The 18,033-nt window shown below is 67.5% G+C and carries 15 protein-coding genes, 1 tRNA gene and 1 riboswitch; of the genes, 7 read left to right on the forward strand and 9 right to left on the reverse strand.

The genetic code is table 11. The features are described 5' to 3' along the window. Positions 1–18: 18 nt before the first annotated feature. Complete coding sequence (gene queE / locus J2728_RS14045; RefSeq protein WP_310000037.1) at positions 19–651, reverse strand: 7-carboxy-7-deazaguanine synthase; 633 nt, start codon at positions 649–651, stop codon at positions 19–21. Positions 652–787: 136 nt separating this feature from the next. Beyond that, positions 788–1,528, reverse strand: a complete 741-nt coding sequence (queC, locus tag J2728_RS14050; RefSeq protein ID WP_310000039.1) for a 7-cyano-7-deazaguanine synthase QueC — start codon at positions 1,526–1,528, stop codon at positions 788–790. Between the two features lie 477 nt (positions 1,529–2,005). Between queC and J2728_RS14055 the strand changes: the two genes are divergently transcribed. Together J2728_RS14055 and J2728_RS14060 are read left to right on the forward strand one after the other, a co-directional pair. Beyond that, positions 2,006–4,831, forward strand: coding sequence for a TonB-dependent receptor (locus J2728_RS14055; RefSeq protein ID WP_310000041.1), 2,826 nt, complete (start codon positions 2,006–2,008; stop codon positions 4,829–4,831). Between the two features lie 187 nt (positions 4,832–5,018). Further along, positions 5,019–6,548 carry an ATP-binding response regulator gene (locus tag J2728_RS14060; protein WP_310000042.1) on the forward strand — a complete coding sequence of 510 codons (1,530 nt, stop codon included), beginning with the start codon at positions 5,019–5,021 and terminating at the stop codon, positions 6,546–6,548. Between the two features lie 6 nt (positions 6,549–6,554). Here the strand turns inward: J2728_RS14060 and J2728_RS14065 are convergent, their stop codons facing one another. Beyond that, positions 6,555–7,583, reverse strand: coding sequence for a methionine synthase (locus tag J2728_RS14065; protein ID WP_310000043.1), 1,029 nt, complete (start codon positions 7,581–7,583; stop codon positions 6,555–6,557). A 28-nt stretch (positions 7,584–7,611) separates the two neighbouring features. After that, a complete protein-coding gene (locus J2728_RS14070) occupies positions 7,612–8,598 on the reverse strand; it encodes a DUF1852 domain-containing protein (RefSeq protein ID WP_310000044.1) in 987 nt (328 codons plus the stop codon). A gap of 124 nt (positions 8,599–8,722) precedes the next feature. Continuing rightward, positions 8,723–8,945: riboswitch (cobalamin riboswitch) on the reverse strand. Positions 8,946–9,203: 258 nt separating this feature from the next. Here J2728_RS14070 and J2728_RS14075 point away from each other — a divergent pair. After that, complete coding sequence (locus J2728_RS14075; RefSeq protein WP_310000045.1) at positions 9,204–9,638, forward strand: helix-turn-helix domain-containing protein; 435 nt, start codon at positions 9,204–9,206, stop codon at positions 9,636–9,638. Between the two features lie 88 nt (positions 9,639–9,726). Here the strand turns inward: J2728_RS14075 and J2728_RS14080 are convergent, their stop codons facing one another. Then, positions 9,727–10,059: a PilZ domain-containing protein gene (locus tag J2728_RS14080; protein WP_310000121.1), complete on the reverse strand. Its 333-nt coding sequence runs from the start codon at positions 10,057–10,059 to the stop codon at positions 9,727–9,729. Positions 10,060–10,261: 202 nt separating this feature from the next. Between J2728_RS14080 and J2728_RS14085 the strand changes: the two genes are divergently transcribed. Together J2728_RS14085 and J2728_RS14090 are read left to right on the forward strand one after the other, a co-directional pair. Continuing rightward, positions 10,262–11,704: a sensor histidine kinase gene (locus tag J2728_RS14085; RefSeq protein WP_404979760.1), complete on the forward strand. Its 1,443-nt coding sequence runs from the start codon at positions 10,262–10,264 to the stop codon at positions 11,702–11,704. A gap of 118 nt (positions 11,705–11,822) precedes the next feature. After that, positions 11,823–12,797: a glycerophosphodiester phosphodiesterase family protein gene (locus tag J2728_RS14090; RefSeq protein ID WP_310000049.1), complete on the forward strand. Its 975-nt coding sequence runs from the start codon at positions 11,823–11,825 to the stop codon at positions 12,795–12,797. On the opposite strand, the gene J2728_RS14095 is transcribed toward J2728_RS14090, so the two are convergent. The 3 genes from J2728_RS14095 to J2728_RS14105 form a co-directional block, all read right to left on the reverse strand. Further along, positions 12,763–13,221: a hypothetical protein gene (locus J2728_RS14095; protein WP_310000050.1), complete on the reverse strand. Its 459-nt coding sequence runs from the start codon at positions 13,219–13,221 to the stop codon at positions 12,763–12,765. The genes J2728_RS14090 and J2728_RS14095 overlap by 35 nt on opposite strands. 69 nt (positions 13,222–13,290) lie before the next feature. Continuing rightward, positions 13,291–13,367 (reverse strand) — tRNA-Met (locus tag J2728_RS14100). Between the two features lie 106 nt (positions 13,368–13,473). Then, positions 13,474–14,517 (reverse strand): glycosyltransferase, encoded by a 1,044-nt coding sequence (locus J2728_RS14105; RefSeq protein WP_310000051.1) that lies wholly within the window; start codon positions 14,515–14,517, stop codon positions 13,474–13,476. A 194-nt stretch (positions 14,518–14,711) separates the two neighbouring features. On the opposite strand from J2728_RS14105, the gene J2728_RS14110 reads away from it, so the two are divergent. After that, on the forward strand, positions 14,712–15,524 hold the full coding sequence (locus J2728_RS14110) for a class I SAM-dependent methyltransferase (RefSeq protein ID WP_310000052.1): 813 nt from the start codon (positions 14,712–14,714) through the stop codon (positions 15,522–15,524). Here J2728_RS14110 and J2728_RS14115 read toward each other — a convergent pair. After that, complete coding sequence (locus J2728_RS14115) at positions 15,513–16,625, reverse strand: NAD(P)/FAD-dependent oxidoreductase (protein ID WP_310000053.1); 1,113 nt, start codon at positions 16,623–16,625, stop codon at positions 15,513–15,515. The two genes, J2728_RS14110 and J2728_RS14115, sit on opposite strands and share 12 nt — an antisense overlap. A gap of 147 nt (positions 16,626–16,772) precedes the next feature. Between J2728_RS14115 and J2728_RS14120 the strand changes: the two genes are divergently transcribed. Next, positions 16,773–17,945, forward strand: coding sequence for a DUF418 domain-containing protein (locus tag J2728_RS14120; protein WP_310000054.1), 1,173 nt, complete (start codon positions 16,773–16,775; stop codon positions 17,943–17,945). The last annotated feature ends 88 nt before the right edge of the window (positions 17,946–18,033 follow it).

Below are 18,033 nucleotides of genomic sequence, written 5' to 3' on the forward strand. Positions count from 1 at the left end.
AGTCGAGCGCCTTATCCGTCAGGGCAGGCCGAGATATTTGTGTGTCTGGACGCTTAAACGCCATTGTGGGTGCGAAAGGCAATAGGCGACGGCCAATTGCGTGTTCCTGTCGCGGTCCGGACCGTCCATCGGCTGCAGGTAAAAGCGCTCGAAATCGAGGTCCGCGAAGCGCTCCGGCATGGCCTTTTCCTGCGGGAAAACCAGCTTCAGTTCCTGGCCCGAGGTCTGGACCACGGGCGCGTCGGCCTTGGGGCTGATGCAGATCCAGTCGATCCCGGGCGGCGCCGCGAGCGTGCCGTTGCTCTCGACCGCGATCTGGAAGCCTCGGGCGTGCAGGGCCTCGATCGCCGCTTCGTCCAGCTGCAGGAAGGGCTCGCCGCCGGTGCAGACCACCAGACGATCATCCGGCCCGCCGGTCCACTGGGCCTCGACGGCCGCCGCGAGATCCTCGGCCGTGGCGAACCTGCCGCCGTTCTCGCCGTCGGTCCCGACGAAGTCGGTGTCACAGAACGTGCAGACGGCCTTGGCGCGGTCCTGCTCGCGGCCGCTCCACAGGTTGCATCCGGCGAAGCGACAGAACACCGCCGCCTTGCCCGCCTGACCGCCCTCGCCCTGCAAGGTCAGGAAGATCTCCTTGACGGAGTAGGTCATGCCCCCTTCCCCCTTGGATGGGGGAAGGGTTGGGGATGGGGGTGGCAGCACGTCAGGACCGGCGCGAACCGAACCGCCGCACTCACCCCCACCCCACCCTCCCCCATCGAGGGGGAGGGGAACCGCTGATCGCCGCTCATTGTACGAGCGCCTCGCGCCCCGCCGCGTCCCACTCGACGTAGCCCTTCTCGCGCAGCTCGCAGGCCGGGCAGACGCCGCAGCCATGGCCCCAGGCGTGCAGTTGGCCGCGCTCGCCCTGGTAGCAGGTGTGGCTTTCCTCGACGATCAGCTGGACGAGGTCCTCGCCGCCCAGGGACTTCGACAGCGCCCAGGTCTGCGCCTTGGTCAGCCACATCAGCGGGGTCTCGACCCGGAAGCCGCGATCCATGCCCAGGTTCAGCGCGCTCTGCATGGCGTCCAGCGTGTCGCGACGACAGTCGGGATAGCCCGAGAAGTCGGTCTCGCACATGCCGCCGACCAGGGCGTCGATCCCGCGCCGGTCGGCCAGGGCCGCGGCGTAGATCAGGAAGACGAGATTGCGCCCCGGAACGAAGGTCGAGGGCAGGCCGCGCTCGGTCATCTCGATCGCCCGGTCGGCGGTCAGGGCCGACTGGGCGACCGCGCCGAAGCTGCGGATATCCAGGACGTGGTCCTCGCCCAGGCGCTCGGTCCACTGGGGAAAGCGCGCGGCGATCTCGCGGCGCACGGCCTGGCGCGCCTCCATCTCGACGACGTGACGCTGGCCGTAGTCGAAGCCGACCGTCTCGACGCGGGCGTAGCGCTCCAGGGCCCAGGCCAGGCAAACGCTGCTGTCCTGGCCGCCGGAGAACAGGACCAGGGCGGCCTGGTCGGCTGAAGGGCGCTCTTGCGGGCTCATGCGCGGCGCTCGCTTTTCGGGAAGGGGAACATGCGCCCTCCTCTACACGAGCCGGGCCTCGGCCGGAACCGCCGCCAGCCCCGCGCCTTCGAAGGCGCGCCTCCTAGGTAATACCTAATTCACGAAGCGCATCGAATTCTTGGGAGCGCTACCTCGACCACGATCACAAATAGCGAGGCAAGACAGCGTTACGTCCCGGAAATTTCCGTTACGGAAGCCACAAACCCATTCTTCTAATCCAACCTTCACTTGCATGCCCTCGGGCAACGAGCGCGAATTTCAAGTGAAAAGCTGTAACATATCGACGATCACTTACCGATAGACCAGTTGACAGTCAGAGAACGCAAGTATGCAATCTTCCAATGCTGCGATGGGTTCGCCGTACGCCCGCGTGGTGAAAAACAGTACGGCGCCGAGGAAACATCGACGCACCCAGGCCCACCCATAAGGCGCCGCTTGCGTCAGGGAGGGAATTCAATGTCGCGAACTCTGCGTATGCGGAGCCTGCTGACCATGGGCGCTTCGGCGGCCGTGCTCTCGGCTCTCGCCGTCCCCGCCTTAGCTCAACAAACCGCCCAGCAGGGCGGGACGGTCATCGAGGAACTGGTCGTCACCGCCCAGAAGCGGGAGGAGGCGCTTCAGGACGTGCCGATCGCGGTGTCGGCCTTCAGCCAGGACTCGCTGGAAGCGCAGAAGATCGACGGCGGGCCCAACCTGCAACAGGCGATCCCGAACGTCAGCTTCGCCAAGGGCAACTTCACCAACAGCTTCAACTTCCAGATCCGCGGCGTCGGCTACAAGGCCGTCGGCGCCTCGGCCGACCAGGGCGTCGGCGTCCACATGAACAACGCGCCCATGCAGTCGGGCAATCTGTTCGAGGCCGAGTTCTACGACGTCGAGCGGGTGGAAGTGCTGCGCGGTCCGCAAGGCACCCTCTATGGCCGCAACGCCACCGGCGGCGTGGTCAATGTGATCACCGCCAAGCCGACCGAGGTTTTCGAGGCCAACGCCCGCGCCGAATATGGCAACTTCAACGCCATTCGCCTGCGCGGCATGCTGAACGTGCCGATCTTCGGCGAGAAGCTGGCCGTGCGCCTGTCGGGCGCGACGCTGAAGCGCGACGGCTTCGTCACCAACACCTTCAATGGCCACAAGGTGGATGACCGGGACCTCTATTCCACCCGCGTCCAGGTGATGTTCAACCCCACCGAAAAGCTGCGCACCAACTTCCTGTGGGAGCGGTTCCACGAGGACGACAGCCGGGCCCGCACCGGCAAGCAGCTCTGCACCAAGGACGACGGTCCCGCCACGGTTGGCGGCGTGCCCACCGGCGCGGCGCGGCGCTACCTGACCCAAGGCTGCGTCTCGGCCTCGATCTACGCGCCGGCCGCCTATGGCACGGTCAACACCTCGGGCACCCTGACGGGGCTGCTGGGCAACATCTTCGGCTTCACCGGCGGCGACGCCAATCTGGGCGACAACACCTCGACCAACCTGCGCGAGATCGAGACGGCGCTGGATCCGCTGTATCGCTCGTCCTCGAACGTCTACCAGTTCACGCTGAACTACGACCTGTCCGACACCCTGTCGTTCACCTCGATGACCGCCTACAGCAAGGGCAAGGTCTATACGAAGCAGGACTACAACCGGAACGTCTCGCCGGTGCCGTTCAACAACACCCCGTTCACGCCCGGCGGCTTCTTCAACGACCCGCAGGTGGGCAACACCAACAAGTTCACCACCATCGACGTCTCGTCCGCCACCGCCGAGCAGTTCAGCCAGGAACTGCGGCTGCAGTCGGCCTTCGACGGGCCGCTGAACTTCAACATCGGCGGCATCCACTTCACCTATCGGACGCTGACCGACTACTATGTGATCGGCAACTCGCTGACCCTGTCGTCGCTGGCCCTGAACTTCTCCAACACCGGCAATCCGAACTGCAATCCAGCGACCACCGCGCGCTGTATCGGCATCGACACGGCCGCCGATCCGACCGGCGCCGGCCACAACTACTATCTGAATCGCACGCCCTATAACCTGGTGTCGGACGCCCTGTTCGGCGAGCTCTACTGGCAGGCCAACGAGGACCTGAAGTTCACCCTGGGCCTGCGCCAGACCCGCGACAAGAAGGCGGTCAAGAACTACTCGACCGTGCTGCTGGCGCCCGGCTATGGCCTGACCTTGAACCCGACCAATCCCGACCAGCGCGCGCGGTTCAGCGAGCTGACCGGCCGTCTCGGCTTCGACTACAAGGCGCACCTGGGCTTCACCGACGACACCCTGCTCTACGCCTTCTATTCCAAGGGCTATAAGGGCGGCGGCATCAATCCGGGCGTCCCCGCCAACTCCGTCGGCATCCGCCAGACCTTCGACCCCGAGTTCGTCAACGCCTTCGAGGTCGGGACCAAGAACACCCTGATGGGCGGCAGCCTGCTCTTCAACGCCACCGGCTTCGCCTACGACTACCAGGGCTACCAGATCTCGAAGATCGTCAACCGGACCTCGGTCAACGAGAACGTCAACGCCAAGATCTACGGCCTGGAGCTGGAGACGATCTGGTCGCCCGTCCGCAACCTGAAGCTCAACGCCAATCTGGGCTATCTGCACACCAAGATCGGCAAGGGCGTCAGCTCGGTCGACACGATGAACCGGACCCAGTCCAACCCGGCCTATACGGTCGTGAAGGTGGGCCCGAACTCGGCGGCGGTCGGCGCCAACTGCGTGCTGGCCACGGCCGGCGTCGCGACGATCCTGGGCGCGGGCGCGGGCGCCACCCTGCCCTGGGCCTGCTCGGGCGCGGCGGCCTATCAGGCGTTCCTCTCCACCCCCGCCGCCCTGGGCGGAGCGGGCCTGCCGGCTCCGACGGCGGCCTTCCTGGCCAACGCCACGGGCCTCTACACCTACGGCGCGGGCTATTCGATCGAGGGCGTGGCGGCGGACCTGTCGGGCAACGAGCTGCCCAACTCGCCCCACTGGACCACCTCGATCGGCGCCCAGTACACGTTCGAGTTGTCCAACGGCTGGTCGGCGACCCTGCGCGGCGACTACTACCGCCAGAGCAAGCAGTTCGCCCGGGCCTACAACACCGAATACGATCGCCTGAAGGCGTGGGACAACGGCAACGTCACGCTGAAGGTCGAGAAGCCCGAATGGGGGCTGTCGATCGACGCCTACGTGAAGAACATCGGCAACAAGCTGCCGATCGTCGACGCCTACACCACCGACGACAGCTCGGGCCTGTTCACCAACGTGCTCACCGGCGAGCCGCGGCTCTACGGCATCGCCATCACCAAGTCCTGGTAGCCAAAGCGTAACCCCGGAACTGACGGGGCGGCGCTCCAGGCCTGTGAAGACAGGCTCGAGAGCGTCGCCTTCTTTTTCGATCCGGACACCCTTAAGGAGCCCGCGACATCCCGGGCGGGCCTGACTTAACGACTCCGCAAGGCCGGAAAGGGCAAGTTGCCCGCCTATGGTCCTGGCGAAGTCTCGAATGGAAACGCTTTCACGTCTGATCGAGAAGCGCGCGCCCCTCGCGCCCGACACGCCGTGCGCCGAGGTCGCGGCGATGTTCGACGCCGATCCGACGGCTTCCGCCCTCGCCGTGGTCCAGGACGAACGCCCGGTCGGCGCGGTCTATCGCGACGTCCTGCAAGGCATGATGCGCGTGGCCGGCGAGAGCCTCGCGAAAACGCCCATCGCCGAGGTGATGGACGTCGCCCCGCGCATCGTCCAGGCCGATAGCGACGCGAACGCCTTCGTCATTTCACTCCGCGACAGCGCCCAGCCTGTCTACCGCACCGGCTATGTCGCGACCGACGCCGCCGGCCACTATGTCGGCGTCGGCGGCCTGACCTCGCTGCTCATCGTCCACCAGCGCCGCCTGAACGAGGCCCGCGACGCCCGCGCGCTGATCGAGCGCATGGCCATGGACATCGGCGACCACCTGGACGGGGTTCTGGCCATCACCGCGCGGCTCGAGCAGCAGCGCCTGACGCCCGACGCCGCGGCCTTCGTCCGCGCGATCGGCGACACCAGCCGCGACATGAGCGAAACGGTCGGGCGCGCGATCGACCTGCACCGCTCGGCCCAGGGTCACCTCGTCTTCAAGACCGCGCCGATCCGGCTGCGCGACCTGGCCGACGTGGTCGAAGCGCGCTGGGCGTCCCGCGCCCAGGACAGCGGCTCGACCCTGCTGGTCTCCTACGACGGCGACCCCGAATGCGGCGTCGAGATCGACGGCGAGCGCCTCATGCAGGTGTTCGACATTCTGGTCGAGAACGCCCTGGCGGGCGGACGCGGCATGATCGAGGTTCGCCTGACCGCGCGGAACGAAGGCGACCTGGTGCGCCTGGACGGGCAGGTGCGCGACAACACCGCCGGCCATGACGCCGAGGAGAGACTGGCGCGGCTGGCGGGTCCGATGGGCCAGACCACCCTGCAGGACCGCGGCGAGATCGCCCTCAGCCTGGGCCTGGCCCTCGCTCGCAGGATCATGCGGGCCATGGGCGCGCCGTTGCACGCCGAGGCCAATCGCGGCGCCGGCGTCACCGTCGGCTTCTCGCTGATCGCCCGGCCCGCCGCGACGGTCGAGGCGCGGGACAGCGAGCCCGCGGTCTCGGGACGCGCCGCCCACATCCTGATCGTCGACGACAACGCCACCAACCGCATGGTCGCCGAGGCGCTGTGCGACATGTTCGACTGCACCTCCGAGCAGGCCGTCGACGGCGTGGAAGCCGTCGAGATGGCCCGCGGCGGCCGCTTCGACCTGATCCTGATGGACATCAAGATGCCGCGCATGGACGGCGTGGCCGCCACCCGCGCGATCCGCGAGATGGGTGGCCGAGTCGGCCAGACCCCGATCGTCGCCCTGACCGCCAACGCCGACCCGCTGGACGTCCAGACCTACATCGCCGCGGGCATGCAGGACGTGGTCGAAAAGCCGATCAAGCCCGAGCGCCTGGCCGTGGTGCTCGGCGCCCTGCTGGGCGGCGAGGACACCGCGGAAACCGAGGCGGCCTAGAGCCCGTCAGGCCGCGAGCTCCCTTCGGATGATCTCCGCGCCCGCGCCCAAGGCGTGGAGCTTGCCTCTCGCCACGTCACGCGCCAAAGGCGCCATGCCGCAGTTGGTGGAGGGATAGAGCTTGTCGGCGTCGACGAACCGAAGCGCGCTTCGCAGGGTGTCGGCGACCTCTTCCGGGGTTTCGATGACGTCGGTCGCCACGTCGATGGCCCCGATCATCACCTTCTTGCCGCGAATGAGTTCGATCAGGTCCATCGGCACGTGGGAATGGTGGCATTCCAGCGAGATGATATCGATCTTGGACTTCCGCAGATTGGGGAAGGTCCGCTCGTACTGCCGCCACTCCGAGCCCAGGGTCTTCTTCCACTCGGTATTGGCCTTGATGCCGTAGCCGTAGCAGATGTGAACGGCCGTCTCGCACTTCAGCCCTTCGGCCGCCTTCTCCAGGGTGGCGATGCCCCAATCGTTCGCCTCGTCGAAGAAGACATTGAACGCCGGCTCGTCGAACTGGATGATATCGACGCCAGCGGCTTCCAGCTCCTTGGCTTCCGCGTTGAGGATCTTGGCGAACTCCCAGGCCAGCTTCTCGCGGCTCTTGTAGTGCGCGTCATAAAGGGTATCGATCATCGTCATGGGACCGGGCAGCGTCCACTTGATCGGTTGATCGGTCTGCCGACGCAGGAACTTGGCGTCCTCGACGAAAACCGGCCTGGGCCGAGAGACGGCGCCCACGACGGTGGGCACGCTCGCATCGTAGCGATTACGGATCCGGACAGTCTGGCGCTTCTCGAAATCGACGCCGTCGAGATGCTCGATGAACGTCGTGACGAAGTGCTGGCGCGTCTGTTCGCCGTCGCCGACGATATCGATGCCGGCCCGCGACTGATCGTCCACGGCCAGGCGCAGGGCGTCCTGCTTGCCGGCGACCAGGTCCTCGTCCCGCAGCTTCCAGGGCGACCACAGGGTCTCGGGCTGGGCGAGCCAGGACGGTTTGGGCAAGCTGCCGGCGGTCGAGGTGGGCAACAGGGTTTTCATGATGGTGACCTTCGGGATTTCGGACTGATCAGGCGGAGGCGTTGGCGGACCACCGCTCGAGCACGGCCCGGTACGGCTTGATGAAGCGCTCTTCGGCGAACCGCCCCTGCTCGACGGCCAGCCGGCCACGCTCTTCCCGATCGTAGACAACGCGGGTCAGCGAATAGTCCTGATGCTCGAGGCTGGGCCTGTATTGTTCGGCGGCCACGGAGTTGGCGTTGTAGATCTCGGGGCGATAGATCTTCTGGAACGTCTCCATCGTGCTGATGGTGCTGATCAGCTCGATGTTGGTGTAGTCGCCCAACAGATCCCCGATGTAATAGAAAGCGAAGGGCGCGACGCTGTCGCGCGGCATGAAGTAGCGAACCTTCATGCCCATCTTGGCGAAATAGGCGTCGGTCGAAGAGACCGCGTTGTTCTCGTACTCGAGGCCCAGGATGGGGTGCTCGTTTCCGGTCCGGCGATAGACCTTGTTGCTCGACACGCTCAGGCAGATGACCGGCGGCTTCTTGAAGCTGTCCTTGTAGGCGCTCGAACTCAGGAACGCCTTGAACAGATTTCCATGCAGGTCGCCGAAACCCTCCGGGGCGCCGGCGGTCGGATGGTTCCTGAGGTGCTCCAGCAGCACGACGCTGAAATCGTAGTCGCGGACGTAGGAGGAGAAGTTGTTGCCGACGATCCCCTCGATGCGCTCGCCGGTCCTTTTGTCGACGACGGTCGTCGAAAGCATCTCGATCAGGGGAAACGCGTCGCTTTCACCCTTGGCGTGGATATTCAGCTCGACCGAGACAATGGCGAGCTCGACCGAATAGCGATCCCCGTCGGGGTTGTCCCAGTGGGCCAGGGCGTTGAAGCGGTTGTCGATCATCCGCAGGGTGTTGCGGAGATTCTCCCGGCGGCTCTCCCCCCGCGCCAGATTGGCGAAGTTGGTCGTGATCCGCGTGGTGTCCGCGGGACGATAATCCTCGTCGAAGGCGATGCTTCTCAGGGTGAATGTAAATCCGCTGTCCGTCATGGCCGATCACCTGCTTTGGGCGGGCGGAAGAGCCGAAGGAAGAGCGCGCGGGACCGGCCGGCCGCGCGGCGCTAACCGCGAGCCTGGATTCAAGCGCGATCCACCGGAGGAACCCCCGTCCGAGGAACGTATGGCGTCGGAGGCAGGTCTCCTGGCTCACGGGTCTTCACGGCGGCCCCGGCCTTCCCAAGCCTCTTGCGAAGGCTCAGTGGCGCGAAATGGGACCGCCGCTCGCCGCTTACAGTTGCGGGGGCAGCGCCGGACTCTGTCCCGGAGGACATCACCGGCTTCCCGTCTTAGCCCCGCCGTCATGCCCGAGGCGGGGAACCTCGACAGCCTGTTTCAACACCATCGCGAGCGAGCCGTCAACCATCATATAAAGATATCTTTATGTGATGTGGCGGGACCGGTCGGCGCGGGCGCCGCGCTCGGACCTCAAAACGCTATGACCGGAGCGCCCTTTTCCGTGTTTCGCGTCCATTTCGCGGGCCTTTCGCAACAAGCTTCGCCATCGCGACCTAACGCCGCGCCCAAGTCACGCTCGCTTCCACCGACGTCACGGTCGTGTCATTTTGCCCGAACAACCGTTGGAGGCGGATTTACAGATGAGCGAAGATACCGAAGGCCGACGCCCCAACCCCGTCGACCTGCATGTGGGCGGCCGGGTGCGGATGCGCCGTAAGCTGATGGGCGTTAGCCAGGAGCAGCTCGCGGACTCCTTGGGGCTGACCTTCCAGCAGGTCCAGAAATACGAACGCGGCGCCAATCGCGTCAGCGCCAGCAAGCTTTACGACATCGCCAAGACCTTGCAGGTGCCGGTGTCGTTCTTCTTCGAGGGTCTGGCCGACCCGATGAGCGGCGCCGAAATCGACGCCACCGCGCAACACGCCGAAAAGATCGTGCAGGAGTTCCTGACCACGCCGGAAGGCTTGGAACTGGCCGAGGTGTTCCCGCGCATCGGCCGCGGTCGCGTGCGTCGCCAGGTGCTCGACCTGGTTCGCGCCATGGCCGACGAAGCCCAGCGGAACGAAGTCGCTTAAGGGAGCGACACCGACTTCGCGTGATTTGACGAGACCTCGGCCCGCTCAACCGAGGTCTTTGTCATGTCTTGGGGGTGAGATCGAAGGCTCAGCCCGTCGGCGCGTCGGCGCGAAAGGCCTGCCAGATGCGCTTGGCGGTTCCGGCCGCGGCCGGGGACAGGCCGCGAAGATCGTAGGTCCGCGTGATCCGCATCCCCACCTCGCGCTCCTTCTGCCAGGCGACCATGACGTCGTGAGCCTGGCCGGCGACCAGGTCCACCAACTGCGCCTTCGTCGGCGGCGCGGCGCTGGCCAGCATCTGCACCTTGGCGCCCTGGAGCGACAGATCGCGGATCACGCAGTCCCAGGCGAAGGCGCCGCAGAGAATCTTGCCCGAACGGTTCGTCGGCAGCCGCGCGCTAATTCGCCGGTCGGGGTCCATGCTCGGTTTGGCCATGCTTGAATAAGCGCATGACGCGGTTAATCGGCTGTTCAAAATGAAGGTTTCCGAGATGCGATCGCGAGTCCCGGCGAGACGACTTGGTCAAGCGGACCCGCGTGTTTCCGGTAACGGGATGACGCGAACCGCGTTATCGGTAAGCCTCACGGGAAAGTCAGTCTAAGAGAGCCCTGACACCGATACGATGACCGGAATGATCGACGACGCTCCGCCTCTGTCCGCGTCTCCCAGCGTGACCACCGCGCTGAAGCACGCGCCTCTGGGCATCGCCATCTTCGACAGCCAGATGCGCTATCTGGCCGCCTCGCGGCAGTACCTGACCGATCAGCGCCTGCCGGCCGACATGCCGTTGATCGGCCGCCGCCACTACGACGCCTTTCCGGAAGTCCCCCAGAAGTGGCGCGATCTGCACGCGCGGGTCTTGGCCGAGGGGGTCGAGCTGCGCCACGAGGGCGACCCCTATGTCGACCGCGACGGCCGCACCGAGTGGATCCGCTGGTCGATGGCCCCCTGGCGCACCGAAACCGGCGAGATCGGCGGCCTTGTCCTCTACACCGAGGTCGTCACCGCCAACATCCAGGCGCGACTCAAGCTGGAGGCGGCCGAGGCCCGCTATCGCGCGGTGTTCGACCAGGCGGCCATGGGCGTCGCGCGGCTCACGCCCACGGGCGCCGTGCTGGAAGCCAACGACGCCTTCTGCGCCTTGCTGCGCCGCGACCGCGTCGCGCTGGTCGGCGCGACGTTGCAGAACCTGATGCATCCCGACTCGGCCGAGGCCACCCTGGAAAGCGCCGCCAAGCTGCTTTCGGGCGAGGCCGAGACCTGTTCGGCCGAGCGGCGCGTGCTGGTCCCCGGCGGGGATCTCTGGATCCACCTGACGGCGTCGATGGTCCTGGTCGACAACCAGCCGGCCTATATCCTGGCGATCATCTCCGACATCAGCGCCCGCAAGCAGGCCGACGACGCCCAGGGCCGCTACCAGGCCCAGCTGCGCCTGCTGATCAACGAGCTGAACCACCGGGTGAAGAACACCCTGGCCACGGTCCAGTCGATGGCCGCCCAGACCCTGCGCAACGAACCCAACCCCGTCATCGCCTTCGAGAAGTTCGAGGCGCGCCTCCTGGGCCTCTCGCGGGTCCACGACATCCTGACCCGCGAGAGCTGGCACGGCGCCGAGCTGCGCGAGGTGGCCGAGCGGGCCCTGCAGCCGTTCGACGAAGCCGGGGCGCGCGTCAGCATCGAGGGGCCCTCCGTCTGGATGCAGCCCGGCGGCGCCCTGACCATGGCCCTGACCTTCCACGAACTGGCGACCAACGCGCTCAAGTACGGAGCCCTGTCCAACGCCACCGGACGCGTGCGCCTGGGCTGGAGCTACGACCCAGAAACCCGCGCGTTGGAGGTGACCTGGGACGAGACCGGCGGCCCCAAGGTCTCGCCACCGACCCGCAAGGGCTTCGGCTCGCGCCTGATCGAGCGCAGCCTGCGCGGCGAACTGAAGGGCGAGGCGATCATGGACTATCGCCCCGAAGGCCTCGTCTGCCGGCTCGGCGCCCGTCTGCCCGAAGGTCAGGACAGCGGCGGGCGCCCGCCGCTCGCGCCTTCTGAACAAAGCTTCATTGGACAATGAATCGCACCCGGGCCACTTGAGGGCCCGCCGCGACGGCGCCGTCACATCCCTGAGTCCCGGCCGCCGCGCGCCTGTCGCGTGAGTCGGTCATGGAGCTTGAAGGCTGGGGGCCTTGATCGTGCGAACGCTATCCATCCCGATCGTCCTGGCGCTCTGCGCCACCGCCTGGCCGGCTTCCGCCTCGGGCGTGCGCGATCGTCTCTACGATCCGGGCGACGGCGTCCTGGTGGTGGCCCACCGCGCCTGCCATCGCGCCGCCCCCAGCCACGGCTTCGAGCACGCCGTTCCCGAGAACTCGCTGGCCGCGCTGGAGCGTTGCATCGCCCTGGGCGTGGACCTGGTCGAGGTCGACGTGCGCCGCGCGCGCGACGGCCAGCTCGTCGTCATGCACGACGCCAAGGTCGATCGGACGACCAACGGCAAGGGCCGCGTCGCCGACCTCTCCCTCGCCGAGATCCAGGCCCTGCGCCTGAAGGGTGACACGGCCCAGGCCGAAGCCCCGCCGACGCTGGAGGCCTTCCTGCGCGCCGCGCGCGGTCGGATCCTGGTCAACATCGACCTCAAGGGCCCTTATGCCGCGCAGGCCGCCGAGATCGCGCGTCGCGCCGAGGCCGCGGACTGGGTGCTGTTCAAGGCCAAGGCCCGCTTCGGCGCGCCGCCCCTGGCCGACCAGGCGCCGTACCAGGACCTGGCCTTCATGCCGATGGTCGCGGCCAAGGCGGCCAAGACGCCCCGCGACCTGGCCGGCATTACCCTGCGCCAAGCTTCCGGCGCGCGCCAGATTCCCGCCGTCGAGACCGTGGCGCTGAGGGGCCAGGGCTTCACGGCCGTGCGCGACGCCGCCCGCGCCGCCCGCATCCGCCTCTGGACCAACACCTTGGCCGCCAAGGGCTGGCGCGGCGTGCTCGACCAGTCCGGCGACCGCCAGGCCCTGCGCGACCCCGACCGCGCCTGGGGACGGCTGATCGCCCAGGGCGCCAGCATCGTCCAAACCGACCACCCCGCCGCGCTGCTCGACTATCTGGAGCGTCGCGGCCTGCGTGGCGACGCGCCATCCGCTATCGCGGCCGCAGGGCTTCCACCGTCTTCTTGAGCGCGGCGCGGCGGTCGGTCCACGACCGCTCCAGCGCGGCCGCCTCGGCTTCCAGCGCGCGCCGACGTCGCTCCAGATCAGCCTCGGCGTCGCGCTGCGCGTCTTCCGCCGCCGCGAGGACTGCCTTGGCCTCGGCGAGCGCTTTCTCGCGCTTGGCCTCGGCGGCGTTGGTCTTCCCGGGCTTGGGTTTCGGCGGCTTGTCGAGGGCGGCCTTCAGCCCGCCCTCGGCCCGGCGGATCACCGCGCCCGGCGCGGCCAGGGCCGCCCTGGCGTCGGGCGCGTCGGGAGCCTCCTGGGCGACGCCTTCCTTGAAAAGGTCGCGGTCGGTCTCCCAGGCCGCCAGCGCCTTGGCGCGCGACGTCGCCGCCACCGTGTAGCGATGGAAACCGTCCGACCACGTGAAGACCTTGGGCGCGCGAGCCATGACGCGACAACGATCCGCGCCGGCGGCGCGTTCCAAGTCTCTGAATTTTTGAGAGAAGTTAGTCCGTCCTGGTGGCGGGGGGCGGGATCGAACCGCCGACCTGTGGGTTATGAATCCACCGCTCTAACCATCTGAGCTACCCAGCCATCGCCAGGACGGACGGGGGTCATACGCCCAAGCGCGCTTCGCTTCAAGCCTTAGAGTCGAGACGTATCGGGCGGCGAAACCGCGCACACTTTCGTCCGACGCGCTCTACGAAACCATCAAGTCCAGCACCGCTTCCAGGCGTCGCGCCAGTTGCGCCGGACCGTACTCTTCCAGCACCAAGACCCGCGCCGCCTCGCCCAGCCGGCGCGCGCCATCGCGGTCGCCCATCAGCTCGCCGATCGCCTCGGCCAGGCGGTCGGCGTCGTCTTCCGGGACCAGGCGGCCGTTGACGCCCTCCTTGATCATCTCGACCGGCCCCTCGATCTCGGAGGCGATCACCGGCAGGCCGACCGCCATCGCCTCCAGCAGGGTCAGCGGAAAACCCTCCTGGTGCGAGGGAAAGGCGAACAGGTCGCCAGTCGCCAGGAAGCCGGCCACGTCCTGGCGCCAGCCGACCAGCTTCACGCAGGGATCCAGATCCAGCTCGCGGATCAGGCTCTCCAGCGCCCCGCGCTCGTCGCCCTCGCCGGCGATCTCGCAGATCACGTCCAGGTCCCAGGCGCGCAGCTTGCCGACGGCGCGGATCAGGACGTCGAAGCCCTTCTTGGGATGCAGCCGCCCGGCGGCGACGACGCGGATCGGCCCCTCGGCGCGCGCGAACGGCGTGGCCCGAACGGTCGGCGGCGTCACCGCGTTCGGAATGAAGTGGACGTGGTCGGCGGGCGCGCCGCGCTCGATGGCCAGCCGCGCCAGATGCTGGCCGACGCACAGGTAATGGACGCCCGGCCGGATGTCGAAAGCGGGCTTGTGCACGCAGACGGCCTGGATGGCGTTCGCTGGCGCGACCTTGGCGAACACGCGGGCCGGACGCTGGCCGTGGCTGAGGATCAGGTCTGGCCGAACGCTCCGGACCAGCGCCTTGGCCGCGCCCACGGTCAGCGGGTCCCAGTCGGTGTAGGCGGGCATGGTCGCCAGTGGGGGCGTCCGCGAGGCCCGCGCGGCGGCGACCTTGCCACCCTGGCGGACGACACCGACACAGCGGCCGCCGTGGCGCGCGGCCCAGGCTTCCAGGATCGGCTGATAGTCGAGGAAGACCTGCTCCAGACCGCCCAGCCCCTTGCCCAGCATGGCGTGCAGGATGTTGCTCAAGACGGGCTCCAGGGGCGGCTTCGCGGGCCGGGACCATCATGGCGCCCGGCGCCAGTGTCAACGCGGGAGCGGGCAAAATGGAACCACGGCGCGACTTGACCCCTTCACGAAAAAGGCGGGGGATTGTGTTTGGCTGGAGAGCCAACAGTTCAGACGCCGCGAAGCTTCCCACCTCTCTGATCGCGAGAACGATCTTGAGCCGAGACGAAGACTACGCCCAGCATGTCGGAAGGCTGCTTCACGACGAGAGCCTGTCCGTTGGCGCGCGCATGGGGCGGATCCTGGTGGCCGCCACGAAATGGCGCACGGAACATTGGTCCCGACGCCTGACGCAGGTCAGCACGCGCGTCCGTGCCGGACCGTTCGAAGGGATGGACTACTGCGTCAACGCCGCCGAGGGCGCTTATCTGCCGCGGCTCCTGGGCACCTACGAGGCTGAACTGGCGCCCGCGATCGAAACGCTGCGCCAGGATCCGCCAGACCACGTGATCGATATTGGCTGCGCCGAGGGCTACTACGCCGTCGGCTTCGCGCGGATCTTCCCCAAGGCGCGCATCCATGCCCACGATATCGACGAGATTGCTCGGCGACGGTGTGGGCTGCTGGCCAAGGCCAACGCGGTCGAGGACCGGGTCGAGATCGGCGGCGAGTTCACGGGCGAGGATTTCGCGGCGTTCGAGGGTTTAAAGACCCTGGTCTTCATGGACGCGGAGGGGTTCGAGGACGAGTTGCTCCACCCCGACCGCCACCCGGCGCTGCGGGGCTTTTCGCTGATCGTCGAGACCCACCCAGGCGCCCGCCCCGGCGTCACCGATCGGCTGATCGAGCGCTTCCAGTCCACCCACGACATCGAGCGTATCGATCAGGACACGCCGCGGGGGACGCTTCCCCGGGAGCTTCGCGAGGCCAGCCACCTCGAACTGCTGATCTCGATGTGGGAGTGGCGGGGCCAACCCACGCCCTGGCTGTTCATGCGCCCCAAGGCGGAAAAGGCGTCAGCCGGCTAGACGCGCGGCGACCTCTTCCCCGATCGCCAGCGAGCTGGTCAGGCCGGGGCTTTCGATGCCGAACAACGCCATCAGCCCTTCCAGGCCATGATCCTCGGCGCCACGCAGCTGGAAGTCGGGCTGGGGCTCGTCCGGGCCGTGCAGCTTGGGGCGCACGCCGGCGTAGTCGGGCGTCAGGGCGCCGTCGGGCAGGCCCGGCCAGAACTTTCGGATATAGGCGGCGAAGGCCTCGGCGCGCGCTGGATCGACCGAATAGTCGGGCGCGGGCACGTACTCCAGATCCGGCCCGAACACCGCCTGGCCGCCCAGGTCGTTGCGGTAGTGGGTGCCCAGCGCGCCATGGATCGGCGGCGGATAGATCAGCCGCGAGAACGGCGCCTTGCCGGTCAGGCGGAAGTAGACGCCCTTGCCGTAGTGCGCCTTGGGGACGCGGTCCGCCGGATAGCCCTCGATCCGCCCCGCGACGTCTTGCGCCGAGAGGCCCGGCGCGGTGACCAGCAGCCGGCAGGTCAGGCTGGTCGGATCGGCGCCGCCCGCCCGCACCTTGAAGCCGCCGCCAGCGAAGGGCTCGGCAGCCTCGAACGGCGTCGACAGCACCACCGCCCCGCCGGCCGCCTCGATCTCGCCCTGCAGGGCCAGCATGTAGTCGTGGCTGGCGAAGACGCCGCTCTCGGGCGACAGCAGCGCCGCGTGGGCGTTGAGGCCCGGCTCCAGCGCCCGCGCCGCCTCGCCGGTCATGCGCTCCATGCCCTCGACGTCGTTGGCCAGGGCCTGGTCCCAGATGGCGTCGAGGCGCGGGATTTCGTCCTCGCTAGTGGCCACCACCAGCTTGCCGCAGCGCTTGTAGGCGACCCCGTGCGTGTCGAGAAACGCATACAGCAGCCGCCGCCCCTGGACGCACAGCCGCGCCTTCAGCGAGCCGGTTGGATAGTAGAGCCCGCCGTGGATCACCTCGGAATTGCGCGACGACACGCCCTGGCCGATATGGCCTTCCGCCTCCAGCACGGCCACGACCAAGCCGCGCCGGGCCAACGCATGCCCACAGGCCAGGCCCACGGCTCCGGCCCCCACCACCACGGCGTCGAAATCGTATTCGGTCATGTCCCCACCTTAGCTCGACATCGCCCCCGCGCCAGCCGGCGAGCCGTCGCGACCGATTGACAGCGCCGTCGGATTGGACAAGGTCACGCTTTCGCAAGGAGCGCCAAGACGCTCCGGGGACGTCTCAAAGAACCGGGTGGGGAAACCATGACCAACGCCATGACGGTCGCGCCGGCGCGCAACCTGCTGATCGACACCTTGCGCGCCTTCGCCCTGATCGGCGTCTACATGGTCCACATGTTCGAGCAGTACGAGATCTACTGGGCTGAGCCGCATCGGAATCTGACGCACACGATCTTCACCACCTTCTTCATGGGCAAGGCGTTCAGCTTGCTGACCCTCTGCTTTGGTCTCAGCTTTTTCATGCTGATGGACAAGGCCGACCGGCGCGGGGCGGACTTCTCGAACCGCTTCGCCTGGCGGATGGCGGTGCTGGCCCTGATCGGTCTGGTCCACAGCCTGGTCTATCGCGGCGACATCCTGATGGTGCTGGCGCCGCTGGGCCTCGTCCTGATCCCCTACCACCGCGCCAGCAACCAGATGATCCTGGCCGTGGCCGCCGTGCTGCTGGCTCAGCCGGGCATCCTGTTCCAACTGGCCAGCGCCATCGGCGGCGAGCCCTGGGCCAACCAGCGGCCGCATCACTATGGCGACACGGGCCCCCTCTTCTACCGCACCGCGCCGTTGGGCCAGATGCTGGTCTGGAACGTCTGGCAGGGGCAGAGCTTCAAGTGGTGGTTCTTCCTCGAGACCGGGCGGCTGTTCCAGATCCTGGCGCTGTTCCTGGTCGGCCTGCGCCTGGGCCGCGCCGGCTTCTTCGACGATCCGAACCGCTTCAAGGCCGAGCGCCGCGCCGCCCTGACGGCGCTGGCCGCCATCGCCATCGCCTGTCACCTGGGCGCCGGACCTCTGCAGAGCCTGGCGCCGGACGCCGCGACCGCGCCGATGGCCCGCAAGCTGATCGGCACGCTGCTGGGCGGCTGGTTCGACGTCTCGCTGATGGGTGTCTACGTGCTGCTGATCGTCGAGCTCTACACGGGCCCGATGCGCAAGGCGCTGGACCGCCTGGCGCCGATGGGCCGCATGACCCTGACCTTCTACGTCCTGCAGTCGCTGATCTGGGTCCCGATCTTCTACGGCTTTGGCCTGGGCGCCTGGAAGTGGCTGCCGCAGTCGACGGCGCTATGGCTGGGCGTGGGCTTCCTGGTGATCCAAGGGATCGTGGCGACCCTGTGGTTCAAGCGCTTCCACTACGGACCGCTGGAGTGGGTCTGGCGCGCGGGGACCTACCTGACGACGAAGGTGCCGTTCGTTCGGTGAGAAGCGGACATTCAAAATCCCTCTCTCATGGAGAGAGGGAGGGGCCCGCCGCGAAGCGGTGGGAGGGTGAGAGGGTAGGCGAAGCCCG

Source organism: Caulobacter segnis, from assembly GCF_031454995.1.
Classification (GTDB): Bacteria; Pseudomonadota; Alphaproteobacteria; order Caulobacterales; family Caulobacteraceae; genus Caulobacter; species Caulobacter segnis_E.